General features: G+C 56.5%; 22 protein-coding genes and 1 pseudogene. 17 read left to right on the forward strand and 6 right to left on the reverse strand.

Features of this window, described 5'->3' with window-relative positions:
- The first annotated feature begins 3 nt into the window (after positions 1-3).
- The 5 genes from PJU76_RS07750 (at position 4) to PJU76_RS07770 (ending at position 3,185) form a co-directional block, all read left to right on the forward strand.
- Positions 4-693 (forward strand): AIM24 family protein, encoded by a 690-nt coding sequence (locus PJU76_RS07750; RefSeq protein ID WP_271779057.1) that lies wholly within the window; start codon positions 4-6, stop codon positions 691-693.
- Positions 694-756: 63 nt separating this feature from the next.
- A complete protein-coding gene (locus tag PJU76_RS07755; protein ID WP_271779058.1) occupies positions 757-1,503 on the forward strand; it encodes a cytochrome b/b6 domain-containing protein in 747 nt (248 codons plus the stop codon).
- Between the two features lie 128 nt (positions 1,504-1,631).
- On the forward strand, positions 1,632-1,994 hold the full coding sequence (locus PJU76_RS07760; RefSeq protein WP_271779059.1) for a copper-binding protein: 363 nt from the start codon (positions 1,632-1,634) through the stop codon (positions 1,992-1,994).
- 115 nt (positions 1,995-2,109) lie between these two features.
- On the forward strand, positions 2,110-2,418 hold the full coding sequence (locus PJU76_RS07765; protein ID WP_271779060.1) for a hypothetical protein: 309 nt from the start codon (positions 2,110-2,112) through the stop codon (positions 2,416-2,418).
- 560 nt (positions 2,419-2,978) lie between these two features.
- Positions 2,979-3,185, forward strand: coding sequence for a cation efflux protein (locus PJU76_RS07770; protein ID WP_014003705.1), 207 nt, complete (start codon positions 2,979-2,981; stop codon positions 3,183-3,185).
- Positions 3,186-3,462: 277 nt separating this feature from the next.
- Here PJU76_RS07770 and cadR read toward each other — a convergent pair whose 3' ends face one another.
- Positions 3,463-3,924, reverse strand: coding sequence for a Cd(II)/Pb(II)-responsive transcriptional regulator (gene cadR, locus PJU76_RS07775; RefSeq protein WP_064218664.1), 462 nt, complete (start codon positions 3,922-3,924; stop codon positions 3,463-3,465).
- A 99-nt stretch (positions 3,925-4,023) separates the two neighbouring features.
- On the opposite strand from cadR, the gene PJU76_RS07780 reads away from it, so the two are divergent.
- The 4 genes from PJU76_RS07780 to PJU76_RS07795 all read left to right on the forward strand — a co-directional run bounded on the left by PJU76_RS07780 (position 4,024) and on the right by PJU76_RS07795 (position 8,056).
- The gene (locus PJU76_RS07780) at positions 4,024-4,980 is read left to right on the forward strand and encodes a cation diffusion facilitator family transporter (RefSeq protein ID WP_215861474.1); all 957 of its coding nucleotides are present in this window, start codon (positions 4,024-4,026) and stop codon (positions 4,978-4,980) included.
- Between the two features lie 473 nt (positions 4,981-5,453).
- Positions 5,454-6,080, forward strand: coding sequence for a cation diffusion facilitator family transporter (locus PJU76_RS07785; protein ID WP_215861473.1), 627 nt, complete (start codon positions 5,454-5,456; stop codon positions 6,078-6,080).
- Positions 6,081-6,453: 373 nt separating this feature from the next.
- Complete coding sequence (locus PJU76_RS07790; RefSeq protein WP_271779061.1) at positions 6,454-7,830, forward strand: NRAMP family divalent metal transporter; 1,377 nt, start codon at positions 6,454-6,456, stop codon at positions 7,828-7,830.
- A 10-nt stretch (positions 7,831-7,840) separates the two neighbouring features.
- Positions 7,841-8,056: a hypothetical protein gene (locus tag PJU76_RS07795; RefSeq protein WP_064217748.1), complete on the forward strand. Its 216-nt coding sequence runs from the start codon at positions 7,841-7,843 to the stop codon at positions 8,054-8,056.
- 76 nt (positions 8,057-8,132) lie between these two features.
- On the opposite strand, the gene PJU76_RS07800 is transcribed toward PJU76_RS07795, so the two are convergent.
- The gene (locus PJU76_RS07800) at positions 8,133-9,299 is read right to left on the reverse strand and encodes an IS4 family transposase (RefSeq protein ID WP_271779062.1); all 1,167 of its coding nucleotides are present in this window, start codon (positions 9,297-9,299) and stop codon (positions 8,133-8,135) included.
- Positions 9,300-9,521: 222 nt separating this feature from the next.
- On the opposite strand from PJU76_RS07800, the gene PJU76_RS07805 reads away from it, so the two are divergent.
- From PJU76_RS07805 to PJU76_RS07815, 3 genes are all read left to right on the forward strand, one after another.
- On the forward strand, positions 9,522-10,349 hold the full coding sequence (locus PJU76_RS07805; RefSeq protein WP_271779063.1) for a transporter family protein: 828 nt from the start codon (positions 9,522-9,524) through the stop codon (positions 10,347-10,349).
- A 732-nt stretch (positions 10,350-11,081) separates the two neighbouring features.
- Positions 11,082-11,285, forward strand: coding sequence for a hypothetical protein (locus tag PJU76_RS07810; protein ID WP_081254369.1), 204 nt, complete (start codon positions 11,082-11,084; stop codon positions 11,283-11,285).
- Between the two features lie 409 nt (positions 11,286-11,694).
- A complete protein-coding gene (locus tag PJU76_RS07815; RefSeq protein ID WP_271779064.1) occupies positions 11,695-12,312 on the forward strand; it encodes an alpha/beta hydrolase in 618 nt (205 codons plus the stop codon).
- Here the strand turns inward: PJU76_RS07815 and PJU76_RS07820 are convergent.
- Positions 12,299-12,871: an IS630 family transposase gene (locus PJU76_RS07820; protein WP_271779065.1), complete on the reverse strand. Its 573-nt coding sequence runs from the start codon at positions 12,869-12,871 to the stop codon at positions 12,299-12,301. The two genes, PJU76_RS07815 and PJU76_RS07820, sit on opposite strands and share 14 nt — an antisense overlap.
- A gap of 173 nt (positions 12,872-13,044) precedes the next feature.
- On the opposite strand from PJU76_RS07820, the gene PJU76_RS07825 reads away from it, so the two are divergent.
- Positions 13,045-14,013 (forward strand): IS110 family RNA-guided transposase, encoded by a 969-nt coding sequence (locus tag PJU76_RS07825; RefSeq protein ID WP_271779066.1) that lies wholly within the window; start codon positions 13,045-13,047, stop codon positions 14,011-14,013.
- A 71-nt stretch (positions 14,014-14,084) separates the two neighbouring features.
- On the opposite strand, the gene PJU76_RS07830 is transcribed toward PJU76_RS07825, so the two are convergent.
- Positions 14,085-14,588, reverse strand: a complete 504-nt coding sequence (locus tag PJU76_RS07830; protein ID WP_064218616.1) for a winged helix-turn-helix domain-containing protein — start codon at positions 14,586-14,588, stop codon at positions 14,085-14,087.
- Between the two features lie 79 nt (positions 14,589-14,667).
- On the opposite strand from PJU76_RS07830, the gene PJU76_RS07835 reads away from it, so the two are divergent.
- Positions 14,668-14,937, forward strand: coding sequence for an alpha/beta hydrolase family protein (locus PJU76_RS07835; protein WP_231104471.1), 270 nt, complete (start codon positions 14,668-14,670; stop codon positions 14,935-14,937).
- A 79-nt stretch (positions 14,938-15,016) separates the two neighbouring features.
- Here PJU76_RS07835 and PJU76_RS07845 read toward each other — a convergent pair.
- Both PJU76_RS07845 and PJU76_RS07850 read right to left on the reverse strand, forming a co-directional pair.
- Positions 15,017-16,185: pseudogene (locus tag PJU76_RS07845) on the reverse strand (trans-sulfuration enzyme family protein).
- A gap of 460 nt (positions 16,186-16,645) precedes the next feature.
- Positions 16,646-17,023 carry an ArsR/SmtB family transcription factor gene (locus PJU76_RS07850; RefSeq protein WP_041638081.1) on the reverse strand — a complete coding sequence of 126 codons (378 nt, stop codon included), beginning with the start codon at positions 17,021-17,023 and terminating at the stop codon, positions 16,646-16,648.
- Between the two features lie 229 nt (positions 17,024-17,252).
- Here PJU76_RS07850 and PJU76_RS07855 point away from each other — a divergent pair, with 229 nt between their 5' ends.
- From PJU76_RS07855 to PJU76_RS07865, 3 genes are read left to right on the forward strand one after another with little or no spacing between them, the layout of a single operon-like run.
- Entirely contained in the window at positions 17,253-18,779 is a 1,527-nt protein-coding gene (locus PJU76_RS07855; protein WP_226839532.1) for a TolC family protein, read from the forward strand.
- Positions 18,776-19,846: an efflux RND transporter periplasmic adaptor subunit gene (locus PJU76_RS07860; RefSeq protein WP_271779069.1), complete on the forward strand. Its 1,071-nt coding sequence runs from the start codon at positions 18,776-18,778 to the stop codon at positions 19,844-19,846. The genes PJU76_RS07855 and PJU76_RS07860 overlap by 4 nt, the downstream gene beginning before the upstream one ends.
- 41 nt (positions 19,847-19,887) lie before the next feature.
- A complete protein-coding gene (locus PJU76_RS07865; protein ID WP_271779070.1) occupies positions 19,888-22,995 on the forward strand; it encodes an efflux RND transporter permease subunit in 3,108 nt (1,035 codons plus the stop codon).
- Positions 22,996-23,123: the final 128 nt, after the last annotated feature.

The following is a 23,123-nucleotide window of genomic DNA, read 5'->3' on the forward strand; positions in this document are numbered from 1 at the left end:
TCGATGATGGAACCGAAATTATTGACATCGGCGAAGGTGGAAGGTGGGGGGCATGCTGGGATCCGCTTCCGTCTGGAGGGGGAATTAACCCCGATATTGACGTTGGACTTGGACCCTTTGAGTTTTGTGCTCTTCGAGCATCACACCCTATTGTGGAAAGACCCGAAAACCGTCATTTCGGCCACGTCGCCGAAAATCGCTCGAAGTTTCTGGGGCCGTCCGTCGTGGCTGATGATGGCATCCGGACCCGGGTCACTGAGTCTCAGCCGGGATTGTGTCGGCAAGATATTCGGGGTGAGCCTGCATGACGGAAATACCTTGTTGGCACCCGCCCCGCACTTTCTGGCGGCGAGCGGCGCGGTCCACATCGAGAGCTTCTCCGGCGGAAGCGACGGACCTTGGGTCACAGGGGACGCTACGCCAAGCGTTGATCGCTTTTCCGTGGCGGGCGACGCGAAGGGGTTGGTTTGGTTGCACGGTCACGGTGATGTCTGGGAGCTCACGCTGGCAAAAGGGGAGTCTTTGGACCTGGATCCGAAGGCATGGATCGCTCGTGATCCCTCGATCCAATGGGAACCCATCGGACTGGGATCGCTTTCTACGGATATGGCCGCAGGAGCGAACTGGGGCATATGCCGCGCACAGGGTCCCGGGACCATCTGGATGCAAAGCGGCGGAGTCGGCCCTGCGTGATGGTGAGGGCTGTTCCACGGATATTTGTGGCCTGGTCAATGATACGCAGATCCTGGAGGAAGTATGAAATCGACAACGGACAACCGTTATATCCTGCACCCTGTCTGGGACCCGCTGCTGCGGGCACTGCATTGGTGGATGGCGCTTGCCATGATGGCGCAATTCAGCTCAGGCGCTACCCTCCTGGCCTTGGGTAACGACATGTCTGACACCCTGATGGGGAAGATCGACATTATCCATTATGTCGGCGGCTATGCCTTCGCCGCCGGGCTGGCGCTGCGCATCCTCTGGCTCTTTGTCGGGCCGCCGTCGGCGCGCTGGCGCGACCTCCTGCCCCTGACGCCAGCCCAGCGCCGGATCTGGCGGGAAACCCTCGCCTGCTATCTGAGCGGCTTCCGCCGCCCGATTTCCCCCTATCGGGGGCATAACGCTTTCGCTGGCCCCGCCTATCTCGCCTTTTTCCTGATTGCCGTGGCGCAGATCGCCTTGGGAATCAGCCTCTCGCTTATGCCGGATAGTGAAGCGATGAACTCCCCGTTGATGGTGATGCATGAATGGGGTTTCTTTCTGCTGCTTGCCTTCGTCATTGTCCATGTGGCGCTCGTGATAGCGCATGAGATCGCGGGTCGCCACGGTTTGATATCGGCCATGATCCACGGCCACAAGGGGTTCACCGAGTCGGAACACCAAGCCCTTCATGCCGATTGGGACGCTGCGCTCAGTGTCCAGGCGGACCCGAGCGGCGGGACCGAAGGGCTGGACGATATTACTTCAAATAAAGGAGATGACACGAAAACCAGGCATGAGTGATGGATAAGCGAGCAGAACGGACGCGCAATTTCGCCGTGGGCGGAAAGGAGGGACACCGGAAATTATTGCCATAACTAAGTGCTTAAACTTTGATAAACGAACAGTTCAACAACAGCAAGGAGACGAACATGAAACGTTTTTATCTCACCCTCATCTTGGCGTGTTCGGCGGCGGCCACGCTTCCGGCATATGCGGCCACAGGCAACATGCCAGGTATGGACAATATGCGCACCGTATCGGGCCAAGCGACCAAGGCCCAAACCTTCATGGGGCAGGGCAAAATCAACAGCATCAGTCCTGATGCGAACACGGTCAACATTGCCATGGGCCCCGTCAAGGCTCTTGGTTGGCCCAGTATGTCAATGAATTTCCTGCTCCAGAACACGGCTATGCTCAACGGCCACAAGACCGGTGAAGTGGTGAATTTCGTCTTCGCAAAGGATACCGCCGGGGGGTACGTCATCACTAGGATCACGCTGGTCAGACAATGAAAACACGAAGTAACTGTAATCCGGCCCATCGGGGAATACCACGGGGATATTATCGAGTTATATCATCCACTGGATCGCTACTAAATTCATCTGAATCAATACAGGAGGATTCGCCATGACATTAGAAACATCCCACCAGGAGACATGCAAAGAAATACGGATCATGACAATCAGACTTCGCCATGCTGCCCTGCGGGGTTTTATGATGACGATTCTTATGACCGCACCATTATCTGCCTATGCACGCGAAGATCATGCGCCAACCAATCCGAGGTATGAGACAAAAATACTGACAGATAAAGCAGAATATTTAACGTACACCATGATTGTACAGATCAAGGATGGTCACTGGAAGGAAGTCGTTAAGGACGCCCAAAAGGTTGCCGAGATTGGCAAACGAATACAGGCAATAAACACTTATTGATGTGGCCACCAGCGCCATTAGACCTTCGTGACGAGCAGGAACGCTAGCATCTATCAGCCGGATGGCTTGGTGTAACGGGACGATGCCTTTGTGGGCGAGGGACGGTCGGGCGGGAAATTGGTCGTGGCGCTGAAAGGTAAAACTCCCGTCATTTTGGCCGTCGAAAGTTCAGGAAAGAATGCATGCTTAATTCTAAAAACAGCAGTTCCCTTTCGCTGAAATCATGAGATTCACCTGATAGGATGGGTTTTTCGTTGTGAAGATGGTTACCCAACGGCTGACCACTTGGCGGTTTGCTTCTCATGGTCTTTGGGGGTGGAAACACACTTGGACGGGCACGGACTGCTTGCGGTGCTACTGCAGAACCGCAAGCCCACCGTCATCGGGTAAAGGCTGCGCGGGATACAGCCAGCAGTGCGCTGCCGCTTGTTGGCGTAAGGCAAAATCACCATAACGGATTTTAGAGTTATTTTGGTGAGGTATTCGGGTATATATTCGTCGAACAGCCGGTACAGAGGTTACGCTACCGCCAGGTACAGCAAACTCAAGGGATACCACAAATGGCTAATTGCTGTGAAGACAAAAGCTGCGAGATCGCCAATGTCGGTGTCTTACTAGCCGCCAGCAGCATTTACCTGCTTGTGCTTGCCTCGCGCTGGCCGGACATCATCGTCGGTGCCCTTATCTCCGGCGTGTTTCTCAGCTCCGCGCTTAATGTCCTGCGGCAATCCTTGCAAGCGCTACGTGCGCCCGTTTCATCCCGTTAAACCGTGCAGCGGTTCGGCTTGCACGGACAAGCCGTGACCGAAAGAAATCAGACAACAGCTTTGGACAAGGGGTTAACCGGGCTTTACGTTCCGGGCTCCCCCAAACCCCAATAGCGATAACTCCAAAAGCCAGCTTGAAAACCAAGGTTTTGTGACGGCATGGGCACCCGTTCCCGATGGCGCCCGGTGTCCGCCACTGGCACCCGCATCGTCACCAACCCTTAACCCACGACCACCCTCACACTCCCAATATGCACCATCTGCATGAATGAAGGCCTTAGGAGATTTCTATGACCTCCGGGCTGTTCGGGGCCGAACCGCCGTGGCACACACACCCTTCCCCTTGGGCAGCGGTCACCAACTCATGCAGGATACCGCATTCGGCGGTGGTATGCCGCCCGTGGCAGCATCCGCGCAGTTGCTCAAGCTGCCTCGCCAGCGCTTGTAGCGATTGGAGCCGTCCCTGTACATGAGCCAGATGCGTATTGATCAACCGATCCACGTCCAGGCAATCGTCCAGCGGATGATCCAGCAGATGCAAGAGTCGCTGCACGTCCGCGAGTGGCATGTCCAGCGCCCGACAGTGGCGAATAAAGGCAAGCCGTTCCAGATGCGCGGGGCCATAAGCTCGATAGCCGTTCGCCCGCCGAACTGGCGCGGGCAAGAGGCCTATCCGTTCATAATAACGGATGGTCTCTGGATCCACGCCCGTGGCCTGCCTAAGTTCGCCAATTCGCATATCATCCCCCCAAAAAGAGCAGTATAAATCCTTGACCATGTAGTGACTACAAGGTTTTTAATGGCAATTCATTCGGATTTTTGCAGAGAAGGATGATGTATGGCACACGATTCTCATGACCATGCCGGCCATACCGCTGGTCGCCATCATACCCACGCGCATAGCCATGCCCACGGTCCGGCAAACTACGGCCGCGCTTTTGCCATCGGGGTGGCGCTCAACCTGAGCTTCGTGCTGGCTGAGGTCGTGTTTGGGATGATTGGACATTCCCTGGCTTTGCTGGCGGATGCCGGACATAACATGAGTGACATCCTGGGCTTACTCATGGCTTGGGGCGCCACGGCACTGTCTCGCCGCCAGCCCTCGGCGCGCTTTACCTACGGGCTGCGCAGCTCGTCTATTCTGGTGGCTCTGGCCAATGCCGTATTCCTTTTGGTGGTGACTGGCGGGATCGCCTGGGAAGCGATTCAGCGCCTGCTGCATCCCACGCCCGTGGCAAGCGACATAGTCATTGGCGTCGCAGCCTTCGGAGTGGCGATCAATACTGGGACCGCCCTGCTGTTCATGGCGGGGCGCAAGGGCGATCTGAATATCCGGGCGGCATTTCTGCACATGGCGGGCGATGCCGCTGTATCGCTCGGGGTGGTCCTGGCGGGGATCGGGATGCTGTTTACTGGCTGGTTTTGGCTGGATCCCACGGTCAGCCTGCTCATCAGCGCGGTGATCGTGATCACCACCTGGGGCTTGCTGAGGGACTCCCTCAACCTGACCCTGCACGGCGTGCCCGAAGGAATCGAAACCCAGGCGGTACGCGCCTATCTCGCCGCCCTGCCGGATGTGGCGGCGGTACATGACCTGCACATTTGGGCCATGAGCACCACCGAAACGGCGCTGACCGTGCATCTGGTCATGCCCAACGGCTACCCCGGAGACGCGCTCCTGAACCGGATCAGCAATGAATTGCAGAGGCGCTTTCGCATCGACCACCCCACCTTGCAGGTGGAGGCTGGCGATCCGGCCCACCCGTGCGCACTGGCGCCGGATCATCGGGTTTGAGATTTTCCGGAAGGTTTATGCAAGGATCCAAGAATATGGCTTCGAGAAGATTTCTTTTCCACAATTATAGATACTCTGAAGACCAATGTCCTCAGGGGATTAGGAAAGAGACAGGATATGCCATCAACACCTTTGAGGATCGGCTTGTCATAAACTCCGGTACTTGGTATTCAAGCGATATCGCCGACCGGCTGATCATATCGCCAATGCAAGCCGATGTTCGGCCCTTCAAATCCTCATCACCTGTACCTAATCAGTACAGATCGTTGAACAAGTATTTCTTCGGTATGGGGGCTATGGCCTGAATCAAAACTATTGAGGAAAAGGTCATGAACCCGACTGGAGCCCGAGGGCCCACCCCCGAAGAAGCCCAAGACCGCCTCGCCCGCTTCGGCTCCCACCAGAAATATCGAGGAAGCAGAATATTTAACGTACGCTACCGCTAGGTACAGCAAACTCAAGGGATCCCACAAATGGCTAATTGCTGTGAAGACAAAAGCTGCGAGATAGACGCCATGCGCGACAGTCACAGGCGTGTACTGTGGATCGTGCTCGCCATCAACGCTGTCATGTATTTCGTGGAAGGCTCGGCGGGCCTAATCGCCCATTCAATTTCGCTGCTGGCGGACGCGCTGGACATGCTGGGCGATGCCTTGGTGTATGGGTTCAGCCTCTTCGCGCTGGCACGGTCGGCGCGCCGACAGACAGTTGCTGTCTTGGTAAAGGGCGGCTTCATGCTCGCCTTTGGGCTTGGTGTGCTGGGGACTGCGGCCTACAAGGCGTTTCACCCCGTCATGCCGGGTATAGAAACGATGGGAATCGTCGGCATGCTGGCACTCATCGCTAATCTTGCGTGTTTTTTTCTTCTGTACCGATCCCGTGGCCACAACCTAAACATGAGTTCCAGTTGGCTGTGCTCTCGAAATGACTTGATCGCCAATGTCGGTGTCTTACTAGCCGCCAGCAGCATTTACCTGCTTGCCTCGCGCTGGCCGGACATCATCGTCGGTGCCCTTATCTCCAGCGTGTTTCTCAGCTCCGCGCTTAATGTCCTGCGGCAATCCTTGCAAGCGCTACGTGCGCCCGTTTCATCCCGTTAAACCGTGCAGCGGTTCGGCTTGCACGGACAAGCCGTGACCGAAAGAAATCAGACAACAGCTTTGGACAAGGGGTTAACCCGGTTTTACGTTCCGTTGCTCCCTAAACCCCAATAGCAAAAACCCATGGTTGACATCTCCGTTTTCTACCGGTACAAAGGCCCCTGAATTCTTCACACAGGAGGGCCAGCGACTTGGACAGTGACCCTAGTTGCTTTCACAAAGCACCGTTGCAGTTCGTAGATCGGGTCATCCTGGCATAGTTGCTGTTGCCATCACCCGGTCCTCGGGTGATGGAATATTTCCATTCATTATCGTTGTTTTGTGCGCGCCGCCGTGAGTGCGTCCCAGTCGCATGCCCGTAAAGGAGCATACGATGGCGACAGAGGTACAAACCAAAAATATCACTAACCTGTTGGCATCACTTCCCGAGGATCAGCGCCACCGGGTGGCTGACCGCTGGCGGGTCCACCAGCAACGGGAAGCATTGATTCAGCGCTCTTCCTTTTGGAAACGGCTCTGGCTCTTTCTCACCCTCATCGGGCCAGGAATTCTCGTTATGATCGCGGATAATGATGCTGGTGGGGTGATCACCTACGCCCAAACCGGCGCCGCCTACGGGATCGGATTTTTCATTCCGTTTCTCATCCTCATGGTCCCGGTGGCCTATGTGGTGCAGGAGATGACCGTCCGTCTTGGCGCAGTGACACACCGCGGGCATGCCGAAATGATCTGGGGTCGTTATGGCCCTTTTTGGGGCGCCTTTTCCCTCTTCGATCTGGTCGTCGCCAACATCCTCACCCTCGTTACAGAATTCATCGGTATCACCATAGGGATGAAGATGTTTGGCGTGCCCGCTGTTTGGAGCGCATTGGGCGGATTTCTCATCGTTGCAGGAGTGCTTTTATTTTTGCGTTATCACACCTGGGAACGGGTGGCGCTTTGGGTTGCTGTTGGAAACTTGATTTTTGTCCCGCTGGCCATTGCTTCCCATCCACACTGGGGACAGGTGGTAAAGGCCTTGGGGAGCTGGCACATCCCTGCGGGTATCGCGGTAAGCGGCTTTGTTTATGTGATTCTCGCAAACCTGGGCACGACGATTGCGCCATGGATGCTCTTTTTCCAGCAATCGAGCGTGGTAGACAAAGGCCTGACAGAAAAGGATATCCCCATTGGCCAGGCCGACACCGCCATTGGCACCATTCTGATGGGGCTGGTCGCCATAGCCTTGGTTGCCCTGACAGGATCTTGGGTGTATGGGTTGTCCGGCGCGGGAAATTTCGGAATACACCGTATCATGGCAGCTCTTGCACATAGCCCAATCGGGTCTGTCGGTACCGCGCTCTTTGGGCTGGGACTGGTCGAGGCCGGTCTGATTGCCGCCATCGCGATTACCGCAAGCACTTCCTGGGCCGTGGGCGAGGCGCTTAAACTGCCGCGAAGCATCAATTTACGGCCTCAACATGCACTCCCGTTCTATTTGTCTGGGCTTCTAGGTACGGCTTTGGCGGCCTTGATCGTCCTGCTCCCACATGCTCCTTTGGGATTTTTGAACCTCACCGTTCAAGTGGTCGCCTCCATCTTCATGCCAGCGGCAATGATGTTCCTGCTGCTATTGCTGAACGACCCTGAAATCATGGGTCAGCATGTGAATCGTCCTTGGCAGAATATGGCGGCATTCAGCATTGTGGGTTTACTGATGGTCGCCGACGGTCTCTATGGATTTACGGTGGTTTTCCCTCACGCACTTTAGGAGATGGCACATGCAAAATAAAGACTATTATCCTGACCCCAAGGAAACATTGGATGTCTCTGATGACTTTGCAAGCTTTCTTCAGGCAGAAGGGGGCGGAGAGTTGGCGCCATTATCCCGTGCACCCGTTCAAGGTGCGGTGAAAACCGCGTTTTGGGGGCTGCGGCTCTACATCGTCGCCATGCTGATACTGGTGGCGATTGGTTTTACCCGCGGGATGCATTGATTAGGGTGCGGGCTTATTAAGGAGGTGCCACAAATTGGGCAGTAAACGTTATATTTTATCACTACTGTCCGGAGATTTAGTCGAATAAATTCAACTGGTTAGAATTTACAGATTCACAAGGTTCGTCACCTATATTTTCAACTATCTGATTTATAGTCGATTTCTCAAATAGGGCGAGACTTAAGGCCTGAAGCATAGTGTAGAGGGAAGCATCAATATGCAGTCTTTTTTTGACAATTGCGACCAATACATAGACGGATATAGCAATCCATATCTGCGTACGCACCGCATTTTCTGACGTGCCAAAGAATGCCTTAATACGAAGGTGCTGTTTGATCCACTTGAAAAATAGCTCTACCTGCCAACGGCTCTTGTAAAGCTGAGTGATAGTTATGGCGGGCAGGTCTAGGTTGTTGGTGAGGAAAACAAAAAGGCGGTCCTGCTCCGCGTCATAGAATTTAACGCGACGCAAAGGGACGGGGTAGCTGTTTTGCGTGTTTGTACCGGTCATTACGATGGTTTGATCGCAACGCAAGCCTGTTTCCTTGTCGATAGGCTGCGAATATAGGCGGCGATATTGCAGGTTCTTTTTCGCGCGAATTACGAAGAAAGCTTGGGCGTTATGGAGATGATAGAGACGGGAAAAATCGATGAATCCACGGTCCATCACATAGAAGCTTCCAGGCTCGTATATTAAGTGATCGAGAACGTGAATATCATGAAGCTTGCCATCCGAAATCAGGATGAAGCTTGGAATATTACCCCGTAAATCCAACAAGGTATGCAGTCGCACAGCGGCCTTGTTCTTGCGGAAACGTGCCCATGGAAAGAGAGACAAACACAGATCAATAGTCGTGGTATCCAGTGCATAGACGGTGTTATCTATATCGATGGCGAAACTGTCACCAGCGTAAAGTTTGCGGGCAATTTTAATGAGTGCAAGTGCGAAGTCTTCGTAAATATGTGCATCACGGGTTTCATTGGCATCGGCCAATGTGCTTCTGGATACACGTCCGCGAATGCCGAGATGATACAGCTTACTGTTATGGGCACGGAGGCAGATTTCGATATCACGAAGGCTTTCACGATAGGTCAACTGAGCAAATGCCATACAGGCGAATTGGTCAAAATGACTGAATTTTAGCACCGGATATTTACTGGGATATTTGGCGACGCAGCGGCGGAATGTATGCATAGGCAGATGATCGAAAAGCTGTGCCATAACCAATTTTCCAGAATACATGGGCGCTCCGAAATTGAAAATGGGCCATTTTGCGCCATTTTGAAGTCGGTGACACCTACCCGAGCAAATTTCGACTTGTTTTTTCAGTCGGTTACTATGAGGTCCGGGTCAAATCTCCGGACAGTAGTGATATTTTATATTCATATACGAAAATTGTCTGTTTCTAAGCATAACCGCTGATTCGTGGGAGTGCCCTGGCAGGCATTTTGAAAAGGAACCAACATGAATAAAATAAATTTTTTCCCTATTACCGCCTTGCTGGCAACGCTTATCATGAGCATCCAAGCCGTACGTGCAGATGATGCCGTCCAAAATCCCTGCACCGGACCATCCGCATTACTCGCTCTGCTAGATCGGCCCACGGTGTCTGACAGCGCGTGCGTGGTGCAATACGGCCAAGCCGTACTGGAAGCTGGTTACCAACACGCCAACCTTACGGGAACCGGAGGCGGCACTGCCGATAATTTCCCCGAGGCGGAATTGCGCTTTGGCCTGCCGGGCCACAACGAATTCGTCCTGCTGCCGCCCAACGACAATCTCCAGCAGGTCCCAGGCAGCCCACATCTCCAGGGGTTCTCGGCCACCACGGTCGGCATCAAGCACGAATTGGGCTATACCAAACACTGGCTGGGGGCCGTGGAAAGCTTGTTTACCCTACCCTCCGGGAGCCCGGCGTTTGGCAGCCGGGGGACAGGAGTAGCCTTTAACGGCATCGTTACCTATGCCCCAAGCGACGACACCGGGATATCCTTGCAATTGGGCGTCACATCCCAGACCAATCCCGCGCTCGCCGGAGGTGGTCGCTTCACCAGCATCAATCCGGATATCACCTTTACCTGGTTGCCTTTGTGGAATCTGCAGTTCTATGGCGAGGTCTACGGACAAAGCCGCACGGGGCCGGGCCTGGGGTCCGGTTTTGATGCGGACGGCGGTGTGCAGTACCTGCTGACCCCCTCCTGTGAGGTAGACCTCGAAGAGGGTGTGCGCCTGAGCGGAAACCTAGGTGGATTTACCCATTACTTCGGGGCAGGGATGGGTTTCCTGTTCTGATCCGTTAGGGTCCTTAAACAAAAGGGTATCAGATGTCCTGACAATGCAGCCGCCCCTCCCTCGTCGTAACAAGGCATTGCAAAGCGATGGGGGTGCGACAATTTGCCGCATGTAACCGTATCCGTATTAACTGTAAGATAATTTACCTGGGACGAGGAATCTGGTGTCTGTCAGCGATAAACAGCGCAGCCTATAGCTTTAACCGTGTCTTTGGTGCCGAGGTGAAGGTTAAATTCCAGATCCAACCTGGGAGGTGGACGGTCCTGCTACTGTGGCCAAATATGCCGAACTCCTTCAATAACCTAGGTGTGCAAAGCGAATTTTCGATCAACTGATGGGCATCATACCGATGGTCGCTGGTCTTTTACGGTCAAGTAACATCTTCCGATGCTGGATCTGTGGAGCGGGCGGGAAGGGCCCCACATCAATGCTCCAAGTTGCCAGGATTCTGGATGTACAGTGTTCACAGTGTAGACAATACTGGAACCCTCCCCGTGGGGCGCTGTGCGCACGCAGTGAATATCCAAAGTGCGTTGGGGGTGGCGGTGTTCGTCGCGTCGGTTATCCTCCATCACGCCATGCCGCCATCTGACATGCGCCAGCTTGCGTCATCGCAGTCCATCTCGATAGTTAGCCCCATCGAGGTAGTTAAACTAACCATCACTGCACATGATAGCGCTTGAGCCAAGAGTGAGAGCGACTGATCGCATGATAATTGGAAAGGACGCCGTCATGAATAAGCTCCTCGTCGCGCTGTTCGTAATAACCGCCCTTGCAGGGTGTTCGCGTTCCAATAATCTGGATGATAGCCATACCGTGAAATGGTACTTGGCGCACGATGCCGCCGCCTACCCCTCTTTTCTTGTTGGTTTTTTGGGGTCGGCGAATTCAAATAATAACCACCCGCCCTCTGCGCCCAGGAAACCTGAAGCGTAAAAGAGCTCGTAAGGTGTCTGGTATCACAATAGCTACCTCACGACCGGCACCGTCATGGAACGCACGCACAAACCGCTCATGGTGTGGTTCTGGGCTAGACGTTCCATAAAGGTGTGTATGGTATGTGTGCTCAAGATGCAGGAGGTTTCTCCTCTCGGTTGGTGAGATGCCGCCTTGAACGGGCACGCAACGACTGCTCGCGCCTGTCGCCGCCAAGAGGAGAAATGTTCTGGCAGACAGCCCTACACCCTATAACCTTCGTGCCAACCCACGGAGGTGTTGGCCTCATCATCTACGCCCAGAAGTACGCCGATCAGTCCTTATTGAAAAAATTTTTCATAGTGTCAAACATGGGCTAGCTAAAGCATCGTGCTCATGAGATCGCCCTTGGGGTACCCATTTGCCAACCATGATGGCATGCATCATCGAACTTCTTGCGGGGATTTCCGGTTTGCTGGTAATGTTCGACGCTCTCGCGCCATGGCTCCTCCGCCGCGCCTTTCTGGCACCGCGAATGGTGGAAAAAGGTACGCCAGCCCGTTTTAATTTGCCTTACCAGGAAATATCCATTGACACCGAAGGGGGCAAACGGCTTTTCGCCTGGTACATTTCTGCGCCACAGATCACCTCCGCACCCCTCCAGGCCCCGGCCATCGTGGTTATCCACGGATGGGGAGGAAACGCAGAGATGATGTTGCCTTTTGCGCCAGTTTTACATCGTGCGGGTTATTCGCTGCTGTTTTTTGACGCAAGGAATCATGGCAAGAGCGATGCGGATGATTTCTCCTCCATGCCCAAATTCGCCGAGGATCTGGAGCATACCATCGATTGGCTCGAAGCCAGGCCCGATGTTGCGCCGGGGCAGGTCGCTATCTTGGGTCATTCGCTGGGGGCGGCGGCGGTCTTGCTGGTTGCCTCCCGCCGCCGTGTGGCGGTCGTGGTCAGTATTGGCGCCTTTGCCCATCCAGCCGTGGTGATGCGCAGGCTCATGGCAGCGCATCATGTCCCTTATTCTAAATCGCATTAGAAATAGAGTTAATTATGTACTCCCATCCGGCGATGGATTTCACCCGTGCATGGTCCGCCTCAAGGGCACGAAGGCCGGCGACCAACTGATCTTCCAGCGCCCCCAGGCTGTCAAAGGCCCTGTTGTGAAAATACTTCTCCCGCAACTCGTCCCATAGGTGCTCTTGAGGATTCAGTTCAGGCGAATAGGGTGGCAAAAAGAGCAAGCGTAGATTTTCTGGCAGCTTGAGATCGTTACTTTTGTGCCAACCGGCACCATCGACAATCATGACGATGTTATCATCGGGATAACGCTGGGCAACCTCGTCGAGGAAAATCTGCATGCACCTGCCGCTGACTTCTGGCAGAACCAGGGAATCCATACGTCCGTCCTGGGGTGATACGGTCGCATAGGCATAAGTGTATTGGTAGATCAGCATGCCCTTCACTTCGGGGCGCGTCGGCTTCTTGGCCCAGCAATAGCGGGTGTCGCTGATCCGCCCAAAGCGCGCTTCGTCCTTATGTCTTGGAGCCAGTCCTTGTGGATTGGTACCCTTCGGCTGATCCCCGGAGCGAGGCAAGATAGATTGTTATCATTCTAAGGACTTGATCCTGCCAGACAGATTAGTCTCTTGCCCCACCTTTGCCACCAGTTCGGACGGTATCCGAGGCCTGCATTGAGCATGAGCCTGAACAGATAAGGATGAACCGGCATAGTCCGCAGATCGCTGATATCCTTTGCAAGGAGGCAGTCATGACCCATCCTATCATTTTCGTCGGCATCGATGTAGCCAAGGCCAAATTCGATGTCGCTCTTCTGAGCGCGGAAGGCAAGTACCGCAGCAAAGTCTTCCCGAACACCCCCGCTGGCCATCGACAGCTCTTGGATTGGCTGAACAAGTACGAGGCCCAGGAAGCCCATCTGTGCATGGAAACCACGGGCGCCTATGGACGGAACCTGGCGCGTTTTCTGGCGCAACAGCAACTCCTCGTCAGTGTGGTCAACCCGGCCCAGATCCACGCCTTTGGTAAAATCGAGCTCACTCGGGCCAAGACGGATAAGGCCGGTGCCCGGCTCATTGCCCGCTATTGCCAGATGCACCGTCCTGCACCCTGGGTGCCGCCGGCTGAGGAGATCATTACTCTCCAAGCCTTGGTGCAACGTCTGGAGGACCTCCTGGCTCTTCAAACGATGGAGAGCAACCGCCTGGAATCTGCAGAGGGACCAGCGCGCAAGTCGGTGGAGGCTGTTTTGGAATTTATCCAGCAGCAGATCCAGATGGTCCGCCTGCAGATCGAGATCCATATCGATAAACACCCCGATCTCAAAAACCAACAGGAGTTGCTGTCCAGTATCCCTGGTATTGGGGACAACACAGCCGCTACCTTGCTGGCCTTCCTCAGCCCTCTGGATCGATTCCACTCCGCCAAGCAGGTAGTTGCCTATGCCGGCCTCAATCCCCGTATACGTGAGTCTGGTCAATGGGCAGGAAAAACCCCCATCGCTAAGGCTGGGAATGCCCTGTTACGCAAGGCGCTTTATCTGCCTGCGGTAGTGGCCAAGCAGCACAACCCGATTATTGCGGCCTTTTGTGACCGACTCCTGGCCCGAGGCAAACGCCCCATGCAGGTGGTGGTCGCAGCCATGCGCAGGCTCTTACATATGGCCTTCGGTGTGCTTAAATCTGGGAAGCCATTCGACCCCAATTTTGGGCTTGCATAGCCCCGTCCAAGACGGTATCTGGTACATCAACCGCAAAGGGCGGGAGGTCGGAAACATCGCCAGCACTTCGGCTATGGCTTCGGGCAGTTTTTTTTCCAGACTTCCCGGCGTTCCGCATCGCCCTGTGGATGGTAGGTATCGGGAGCGAGCTTCCGCCAACCGTGGCGTGCCAACATGCGATAGACCGTCGAAAGCGCCATGGGTTTTCCCACCTTCTCCTCAATCAGCGGCTTGAGTTGAGGAATTACGACGATGCCGCCCTTTTGTGCGTCGGCCAATACTTCGTCGAGAATGCTGGCCTCACGCTCAAGATCAGCCAAGGCATGGTTGCGCAATGCGGTTTTTGCCTGGGGCGGCCCCATAACCCCTTCGGCAACCTTGGCAAAACGCGTGCGTATCGCACAGGTGGCGTTCACGGAGCGTCCAATGGCCCGCGCCGTCTGCTCCAGGCTCAACCCCAAATCCAGGGGCAGCAGTACCGCCTGTGCCCGCCTCAGTTCTTCAGCTGTCTTCGCGCTGCGCAACAACTCTCGTGCCGCCACCACATGCTCTACTCCACCTGCCGGACGTGCCATGCCATGACCCTCCTGAAAAGCATGGCATATTATCACTGTTTATAACGTTAATTTTAATTACTGGCCGGTGGGGCGCTGGGTGCTCAAGACGGTAGAGAGGCAAATTGGTGCGCGTTTTGCCGATATCGCTCCCATTGCGACTATCCAGCGGATAAAGTGTCCCGTGTTGCTCGTCCATGGCGAGGACGATGCCCAGGTACCGGTGGCGGACGCCAGGGCGATTTATGCGCAGCGCAAAAACGAACGGGTGCAGCTATGGGTTTTGCCCAAGGCGGGCCACAATTCCATTCACAAAATTGAAGATTATGGAGCGCAATTGGTAGCCTTTTTGGATAATGTTTTTGGGTAATCATCAGGCTATTCTGCCAGTTTGCTTGGCGGTGGAGAGCAGTTATTAAGAAGACCTACGAATGTGTTTCTTCAGGATATCATTCGAGCGCCTGTTCCAGGTCGGCAATCAGGTCGGCGGCGTCCTCCAGGCCGATGGAGAGCCTGATCATGGCATCGGAAATGCCGCGCCGCATCCGCTCCTCCGGTGCCAGACCATGATGAGTAGTAGTCACCGGCATGGTAGCGAGGCTTTCTACCCCGCCCAGACTGGGCGCGATGGCAAAGAGTTGGAACCTGTCCACCGCCCGCACTGCATTCTCATAGGAACCATTCAGTTCCAGCGTCAGCATGCCGCCGAACCCTTTCATCTGAGACCTGGCCACCGCGTGGCCGGCAAAAGCGGGCAGCCCCGGATAAATACCCGAGCCACTTTTGGATGCTCTGTCATTGCCTCCGCAACTGCCTGCGCCGTGGCATTTTGTCGCTCCACCCGCACAGTCAGGGTGCGGATGCTGCGCGCAAGCAGCGAAGCCGTTTCCGGAGCGATCACTGTGCCCAGATTCTTGCGCCAGTTCCACACCGGTGCCAGCAGATCTTTGGATCCCATTAATGCACCGGCGGTGATGTCGCTGTGACCCCCCAGATACTTGGTTGCGCTGTGAATGACGAAATCTGCGCCTAGTGCGAGCGGGTTCTGGTTTACCGGTGAGGCGAAGGTACTGTCCACCGCCACCAGAGCGCCGTATTCATGGGCCATGCCGCTAATTTTCCGAACGTCGAGCACTTCCAATGTAGGATTGGTCGGTGTCTCGAAAAATACCAGACCCGCCCCGGTTTCCAGTAACATCTTCAACCCGCCAAGCTCGCTGCCGAGTAGGAAGTGGGTGGGAATGCCCAGTTCGGGCAACTGGCTGGAAAGGAGTTCCATGGTGCCGCCGTAGGCGTCGCCGATGCAAACGATGCCCTTGCGTCCGTAGGCGAGGAACAGCGCCGCCTCGGCAGCCATGCCCGAGCTGAATACCCATGCTGCCTCCGCATCTTCCAGCGCGGCCAGCTTTTCCTCCAGGCTGAAGAGAGTAGGATTGAGGCCATAGCGGGTATACAGGCTGCCCGACTTGCGTCCTTCCACCACATCAAGCAAGTCGGCGGTGGAATCGAACTTGAAGGTGGTGGTGGTGTAGATCGGTGTGTGCGGCGAACCGTGGAGGTCCTTCAGCTCTCCGGCATGGACGCAACGAGTGGAAAGGCCGATGTTCTTCTCGTTCATTCCTACCTCCTCAAGAAAGCGTTCCCAAACGGCATCCAACCGTAAAATCCTGGACAGATTTTCTCCGGCGACAGAACTGCAATGTTCAAAGGCTGAAGCCCACTCCGGTCACCTACATGGGAGAAAAGCCCTCACCGCACTTCTCCGCAATCTATTTGGAGGATCCGCACCGGCAACCCATTGCGGATAGTAGATCTTCGCCCAACGGGCGTAAAGTTACAGTGTTCGCCAGGCAGATGCTGGGATAGGATTTGGATTGATTAAGACTTCGGCAACCGAAGTTTTGGGGTCCAGAACGACGGTCGTCTGCTCTGAACTGTGGTCATCGTCGATGCCATTTACCCTGGGGCACGACAGGCTATGGATAGCTTGCGCCACCTGGGTATTCGAACCACCTTATGGTTTATGACGGTGCGTAACCATTCCATCTGCGGGATTCTCCTCAAACCCTCGTCACCCCCTATGAAGCGATGCCTTCCTCCAGGAAAATCCTGCCCTCCTGCAGCACCTGCCGCAGGGCGTCCGGAGACAGCCGGTAATACACCATCTTGCCGTCGTTGCGCATATGCAGCCATCCCCGGTCATGCAATGCGCGGAGTTGATGGGAAGCACCGGCGATGCTGAGTTCCAGGACCTGCGCCACGTCGCAGACACACAATTCCTCTCGCGCCAAAGCCCGCAGAATACGGAGCCGGGTGCGGTTGCCCAGCACCTCGAAAACACGGGCGAATCGCGCAATCTGTGCCTCTTCCTCAGCCAGACGATCGCGGATGCCCGCTACTTTTTCGGGTTCAAAGCAACGGATACGGCAGCGAGGTGCAGCGCTTGAATCTTTCATTTGAATGAATATAATAATGACCCACGAGATTGTCAACGATTCGCTCCCGTCACGGCATCGTCGCATCAAGACGGGGAGGCGAGAACATGAGCCTGCCGAGGCAGTGGAAGTCTTCAAAACAGTGCCCCTGATTGCCCACCGATAAAGGGAAAGAACAGTGCGATGGACCATTAGGAGTGCTGGCCGAGAGGTGCAATCAGAGAAGTTTCTTTCTGCAGGAGCGGGCGTTTTGTCAAAGGACGAACAGAGGGAAAACGCTGTTCTTTCGCCGAGACAGGCGCTTTGCGGGGAGTGGGCGGCAGCACCATCTGCCGCGACGCCTGCTCTGCGCATGCCCCGGCACTCGGTGCTGGCGATTTTCGTCCTGGCGGTTTTGAGCGGATGCGCCAGTTACCATCCGCGCGTGCTGGTGCCCTCAGTGACTGCGGCCGCCTTTCAGGCGCGCAGCCTTGATAACCCGAAACTAAGGACTTTTCTCGCCCACTTTGGCCGCCCGCCGAAGCACTGGCCCAAGCGACATTGGAATCTGGATGATCTTGCCCTGGTAGCCCTTTATGAAAGTCCGGAACTGGCCGCCCAGCGTGCCCGATGGGCAGTTGTTCGTGCGGGCGTGATCACCGCTGGCCAACGCCCGAATCCCCGCATCAGCTTCCTTTCTCAGCACCACAGCATCGCCCCTGGTGGAGTATTGCCCTGGACGCTCGGTTTTTCCTTCGATGTGCCCATTGAAACGGCGGGCAAACGGGGGGACCGCATCCAACAGGCACTTGACCTCGCATCCGCCGCGCGATTCCAGGTAGGCGAGACCGCCTGGCAGTTGCGCAACCGTGTCCGCCAACGATTCCTGGACCTGTTTGCGGCCATAGAGCAAATCAAAGTACTCAAGGCCGAAACAGCAGTGCGCAGCCGGATGCTGGAACTGATATCACAACGTTTCTCCGTCGGCGAGAGTGCCACGTTTGAGGTAAACAGCGCCCAATTGGCCTTACAACGGACGCAGATGGCGCTAGCCGCCGCCAAGGCGCACGCCGCCAGTGTGCGGGCGGCGTTGGCTGAAGCGCTGGGCCTGCCGGTAGGCGCCATTGCCGACACGCGTTTCGACTTCACGAGCATAGACCGTCTTCCCGCGTTGCAGCAGCTATCCACCAGGACCCTGGAACGGGTGGCATTGCTCCACCGCCTGGATCTTCGGCGCGCTTTGGCACAATATGCCGCCGCCGAGGACACCCTCAAGCTCGAAATCGCAAAGCAATATCCCAACATTAATTTGGGCCCAGGTTACGAATGGGAAGAAGGGGATAGCCGGTGGTCGCTGAGCTTGTTGTCCTTAACCCTTCCCCTGCTGAATCAAAACCAAGGCCCAATCGTCGTCGCCAAGGCACGCGTGACGGAAGAATCTGCGCGCTTCGCCGCCCTGCAGGCCCAGGTGATCGGGCAAGTCAGTCAGGCCGTCGTTGGCTATCGCGGCGCTGTACAAACACTCCATACGGCGCAGAACCTGCTTACAACCCAAACGAAACACCAGCGCATGCTTGATCAGCGATTTGCTGCGGGTGCCATCGGATCCGTAGCCATGCTCGGTGGGCACTTGGCGTCTCTGGTAGCGGCCCAGGACCGGCTCGCCGCCTTGTATCAGGCACAGCAAGCCCTGGGTACCTTGGAAAATGCCCTGCAGCGGCCCTTTACGGAGCATTTTTCTCTCAAACCTGCACTCCACGAAAAATCCCCATCCGGTCGCGAGAGGGCGCGCGTATGAAACGGAATTTGGTCATAGCGGGCACATTGGCCGCATTGCTGTTCCTGGTCATCCTGACCTGGTTTGGCGCGAGGGCGTACCCCGAAGGCGGGGGCGGCGCTAAAACAGACTCCGCCCATGAGATGCCGATGACTGTCACTGCGCACGGTCTGAAGGTCGTTGTCTTGGATGCGGTGCTGCAGGCGCAGGCCGGTATCCGCACACGACCTCTTACCCCAGCGCGCTATCGAGCACGAGTCAGCGCCTATGGCGTGATCCTTGACCCGCTACCGCTCCTGAAGTTGCGCACAAGCTACACCGCTGCTCTGGGTCAGGCAGGGGTGGCTCGTGCCACCGTTACTGCTGCGCAGGGGGAGTTTGAACGGCTGCGCCTCCTGAATCGAGACGGCCAGAACATTTCCATCAAAACCGCACAGGCGGCGCAGGCGGCGTATCGCTCGGACCAGGCACGCCTCACTGCGGCATTGGCCAATGCCGCCAGCTTGCGGCAGATGGCGCTTACCCAGTGGGGACCAGAGCTGGGGGGCTGGATCCTGGGCAAAGTCGGCGACCCTCTCACCCGCCTGTTCAACGGCCACGACGCCCTCTTGCTGGTCACGTTGCCGCCGAGTCTGGCCATTCCCTCCATGCCGCCGGTTGTCCATGTCGAGAGCGGCAAGCCGACCGCCTACACCGACGCCCGGCTCATTTCCGCTGCATCGCAGAGTGATCCCAGCGTCCAGGGTGAGACCTATTTTTACCGGATGCCCGCACACCATGTACGCGTTGGCATGCGGGTAGCAGTGGATGTGCCACTGGCAGGACAGGCGACGCAGGGCATTGTGGTGCCGGATTCCGCAGTGCTGTGGTATGCCGGTCAAGCCTGGGTCTATCTACAAACCGACGCAGAGCATTTTGTCCGGCATCTGGTGTCCACGCGGAATCCGGTCCCGAGCGGCTGGTTCGAGACGGATATCAGACCGGGACAACGGGTGGTGACGCAAGGTGCCCAACTACTGCTATCCCAGGAGCTGTTGGCCCCGCCGTCGGCAAGCCACGAGGCCAATGAAGACCAGGACAACGACTAAATTTCAGTCGTTGACTCGCCCACCGCACTTCGGAATCCGCCATGCTCAAAGCCGTTATCCGCTTCTCCATCCGCTTTCGCGGGGTGATCATCGCCCTGGCGTTTTTATTGGTCGGCTACGGGCTGTACACCCTATCCCACATGGAAATGGAGGCCTTCCCCAACTTCACACCGCCGTTAGCGGTGGTTGATACCGAAGCGCCGGGTCTTTCGCCCGAGCAAGTGGCGGCACTGGTCACCCAGCCCATCCAGAACGCATTATCCGGGATAGCCGGTTTGCAGGCGATGCGCTCTCGATCCATTCAAGGCCTATCGGTGATTACCTTGACGTTCCATAACGGGACGGACATTTACCGGGATCGTCAGATCGTGGCCGAACGGCTGAACACCGTCGCCGGACAGTTGCCGCTCAGTGTACGCGCCCCCTTTCTGACCCCGTTGACATCGGCGACGGGCGTTGTCCAAGTGCTGGGTCTTACGTCGGACACCCGCTCGCTGATGACACTGCGCACCCTGGCCGATTGGCTGCTCAAGCCACAACTGCTCAGCATCCCCGGCGTGGCCAATGTCGCCATATACGGGGGGCAAGTGCGCGAGCTGCAGATCCAGGTCGAACCGGAAAAGCTGGTCCGTTTCGGATTGACCTTCCAAGATGTCGTTCGCGCTGCGCAACGGGCCACCGGAGTACGGGGGGCGGGCTTCCTGGAGGATGCCAACCAAAGGATCGCCATACGCACCGAGGGCCAAAGCATCACCGCCGCCCAGTTGGCGAACGTGGTCATCCTGCGTCACCAGGGCGCGGATGTCCGGTTGGGCGACGTGGCGCAGGTAGCGGCGGCCCCGGCGCCAGCCATCGGCGGTGCCACCATAGGGGGCAAGCCGGGGGTCATCCTTAATGTCGAGGAGCAGTACGGTGCCAACACCCTGGCGGTGACCAGGGTGTTGAAGGATCGGCTCCGACAACTCGAACCGGTACTGGCGGCGCAAGGCGTGTCCTTGCATCCGGATCTTTTCGGGCAGGCCAGTTACATAAAAACCGCCATCGCCCACTTGCGCACGGCGCTGCTGGTAGGGGCCATCCTGGTCGTTGCCGTGCTTTTTCTCTTTCTGTTCAATGTGCGTACTGCCTTGATATCGGCCATCGCCATCCCGCTCTCATTGATCACCGCGGTCATCGTTCTCAACGCGCTGGGCGCCAGCATCAATACCATGACCTTGGGTGGACTCGCTATTGCCATTGGCGAAGTGGTGGACGACGCCATCATTGATGTCGAGAACATCTTTCGGCGCCTGCGGGAAAACCGCGCCCGGCCACAACCCTTATCCATCGCGAAAGTGGTGCTCAAAAGTTCGATGGAAGTCCGCGGGGCGGTGACTTACGCCACCTTTATCGTGGCCTTGGTCTTCCTGCCGGTACTGTCGCTCTCCGGGGTGGCCGGCAAGTTCTTCGCACCGCTGGGGGAGGCTTATATCGCGGCCGTCTTCGCCTCTTTGGGTGTCGCGCTGACCATGACCCCTGCCCTGGCTTACCTGTTGCTGGGACACACGCCAACCAGCCCCATTGATCATGCCTGGATCCGTGTACTCAAGGCGGGGCAAGCGCGGGTGCTCGCCGCCATCGCGGGCCAGCACCGGTGGCTGATGGTAGGGATCACGATATTATTCCTGGCAGCAGCGGCAGTCTTCCACTCGTTCGGCAGTAATTTTCTCCCGGAGTTTAGTGAACGGCATTTCATCGTGCATGTGTCTACGGCACCGGGGACGTCGCTTGCCGAGTCGCTGCAACTCGGGCGCCACATATCTATGGCCTTGAGCCGCATCCCCGCCGTCCGCTCGGTGGCACAGCGGGTGGGGCGGGCGGAAAGAACGGGTACGGATACTTACGGCGTCAACGTGAGCGAATTTATCGTCGGTCTACAATCTCTCTCGGGGGAGGCCCAGGAGCAGGCCCTGACCCGGATCCGCAAGACCCTATCGGGGTTTCCAGGGGTGAGTTTCTCCGTTGAAACCCCTCTGTCGGATCGTATTGAAGAGACGATCTCCGGTTACACCGCGCCGGTAGTGATCAGCGTCTTTGGGACCAATTTCGATGCGCTCTATGAAAAGGCGCGGGAAATCGCCGCGGTTCTCAAGCACCTGCCCGGCGCGGTAGACGTGCAGATGCATGCGCCTCCAACTGCGCCGCAACTGGTCATTCGCCTGCGACAAGCGGCGTTGGCACGTTGGGGTTTTGCACCGGTAGATGTGCTGGATGCGGTTCAGGCCGCCTACGCGGGCACCGTAGTTGCGCAAACCTATCAAGGCAACCGGGTGTTCAATGTGGTGGTAACGCTTGATCCCGCAGGGCGGCGTAATCCCGCGCAGGTGGGCAATCTGCCGTTGCGCAATCCAAATGGATTGATGGTACCCTTGCGCGATTTGGCCGACATCCATGAAAGCCCTGGACCCTATGCCATCCTCGAAACCGCAGGACAGCCGGTACAGACCGTCACCGCAAATGTGCGCGGGCAGGCGTTGAGTAAATTTGTACATGCTGCGGAACAACGAATCCACGAAGCCGTCTCTTTCTCCCCTGGGACCTATGTGACCTTTTCGGGTGCGGCGGCGGCCCAGGCGAAAGCGCAAAACGAACTGCTCATGCACGCGCTGATGGCGGGGGTTGGTATTGTCCTCCTGCTCTACATCGCTTTGGGCAGCATGCGAGCCTTGTTCCTGGTACTGCTCAATCTACCCTTCGCCCTGGTTGGTGGGGTGACCGCCGTGCTGCTTACAGGCGGTGTGCTGTCCCTTGGATCTTTGGTAGGGTTCGTAACCATTTTCGGCATCACTTTACGCAATTCCATCATGCTGATTGCCCATTACCAACATCTTGTTGGGGAGGAAGGGGTGTCCTGGGGGCGGGATGCGGCGATTCGGGGTGCCCAGGAGCGGCTGGTACCGATTCTCATGACCGCTTTGGTCACTGCCTTGGGCCTGCTGCCCCTGGCGCTCACCAGCGGGGCACCGGGCAACGAGATCGAAGGACCAATGGCACAGGTCATTCTCGGCGGCCTGATTACATCTACCGTTTTGAATCTGCTGGTGCTACCCATTCTGGCCATACGCTTCGGGCGCTTCGGGCAAGCCGTAGCGAAGGTATCGGCCTATTAAAGAGGACCCAAAAACACGGGCCCTACAGCTAGGCTGCAGTGCCGTTAGATCTGGTCCGGCCGCCCGTGTATTTAAGGAGCGGATGAATATTGGAGTCAGACTGCCATCCGGATTTACTGGGCGTAAGG

Source organism: Acidithiobacillus ferriphilus (genome assembly GCF_028215975.1).
GTDB lineage: Bacteria > Pseudomonadota > Gammaproteobacteria > Acidithiobacillales > Acidithiobacillaceae > Acidithiobacillus > Acidithiobacillus ferriphilus.

Excerpts from the sequence above, each read along its gene's own strand:
- PJU76_RS07765 (WP_271779060.1), top strand. The coding sequence starts at position 2,110 with ATGACATTAGAAACATCCCACCAGGAGACATGCAAAGAAATACGGATC.
- PJU76_RS07755 (WP_271779058.1), top strand. The coding sequence starts at position 757 with ATGAAATCGACAACGGACAACCGTTATATCCTGCACCCTGTCTGGGAC.
- PJU76_RS07800 (WP_271779062.1), bottom strand. The coding sequence starts at position 9,299 with ATGTATTCTGGAAAATTGGTTATGGCACAGCTTTTCGATCATCTGCCT.
- PJU76_RS07850 (WP_041638081.1), bottom strand. The coding sequence starts at position 17,023 with ATGAAAGATTCAAGCGCTGCACCTCGCTGCCGTATCCGTTGCTTTGAA.
- PJU76_RS07830 (WP_064218616.1), bottom strand. The coding sequence starts at position 14,588 with ATGGCACGTCCGGCAGGTGGAGTAGAGCATGTGGTGGCGGCACGAGAG.
- PJU76_RS07860 (WP_271779069.1), top strand. The coding sequence starts at position 18,776 with ATGAAACGGAATTTGGTCATAGCGGGCACATTGGCCGCATTGCTGTTC.
- PJU76_RS07825 (WP_271779066.1), top strand. The coding sequence starts at position 13,045 with ATGACCCATCCTATCATTTTCGTCGGCATCGATGTAGCCAAGGCCAAA.
- PJU76_RS07865 (WP_271779070.1), top strand. The coding sequence starts at position 19,888 with ATGCTCAAAGCCGTTATCCGCTTCTCCATCCGCTTTCGCGGGGTGATC.
- PJU76_RS07785 (WP_215861473.1), top strand. The coding sequence starts at position 5,454 with ATGGCTAATTGCTGTGAAGACAAAAGCTGCGAGATAGACGCCATGCGC.
- PJU76_RS07780 (WP_215861474.1), top strand. The coding sequence starts at position 4,024 with ATGGCACACGATTCTCATGACCATGCCGGCCATACCGCTGGTCGCCAT.
- PJU76_RS07750 (WP_271779057.1), top strand. The coding sequence starts at position 4 with ATGATGGAACCGAAATTATTGACATCGGCGAAGGTGGAAGGTGGGGGG.
- cadR (WP_064218664.1), bottom strand. The coding sequence starts at position 3,924 with ATGCGAATTGGCGAACTTAGGCAGGCCACGGGCGTGGATCCAGAGACC.
- PJU76_RS07760 (WP_271779059.1), top strand. The coding sequence starts at position 1,632 with ATGAAACGTTTTTATCTCACCCTCATCTTGGCGTGTTCGGCGGCGGCC.
- PJU76_RS07770 (WP_014003705.1), top strand. The coding sequence starts at position 2,979 with ATGGCTAATTGCTGTGAAGACAAAAGCTGCGAGATCGCCAATGTCGGT.
- PJU76_RS07805 (WP_271779063.1), top strand. The coding sequence starts at position 9,522 with ATGAATAAAATAAATTTTTTCCCTATTACCGCCTTGCTGGCAACGCTT.
- PJU76_RS07795 (WP_064217748.1), top strand. The coding sequence starts at position 7,841 with ATGCAAAATAAAGACTATTATCCTGACCCCAAGGAAACATTGGATGTC.
- PJU76_RS07790 (WP_271779061.1), top strand. The coding sequence starts at position 6,454 with ATGGCGACAGAGGTACAAACCAAAAATATCACTAACCTGTTGGCATCA.
- PJU76_RS07810 (WP_081254369.1), top strand. The coding sequence starts at position 11,082 with ATGAATAAGCTCCTCGTCGCGCTGTTCGTAATAACCGCCCTTGCAGGG.
- PJU76_RS07815 (WP_271779064.1), top strand. The coding sequence starts at position 11,695 with ATGATGGCATGCATCATCGAACTTCTTGCGGGGATTTCCGGTTTGCTG.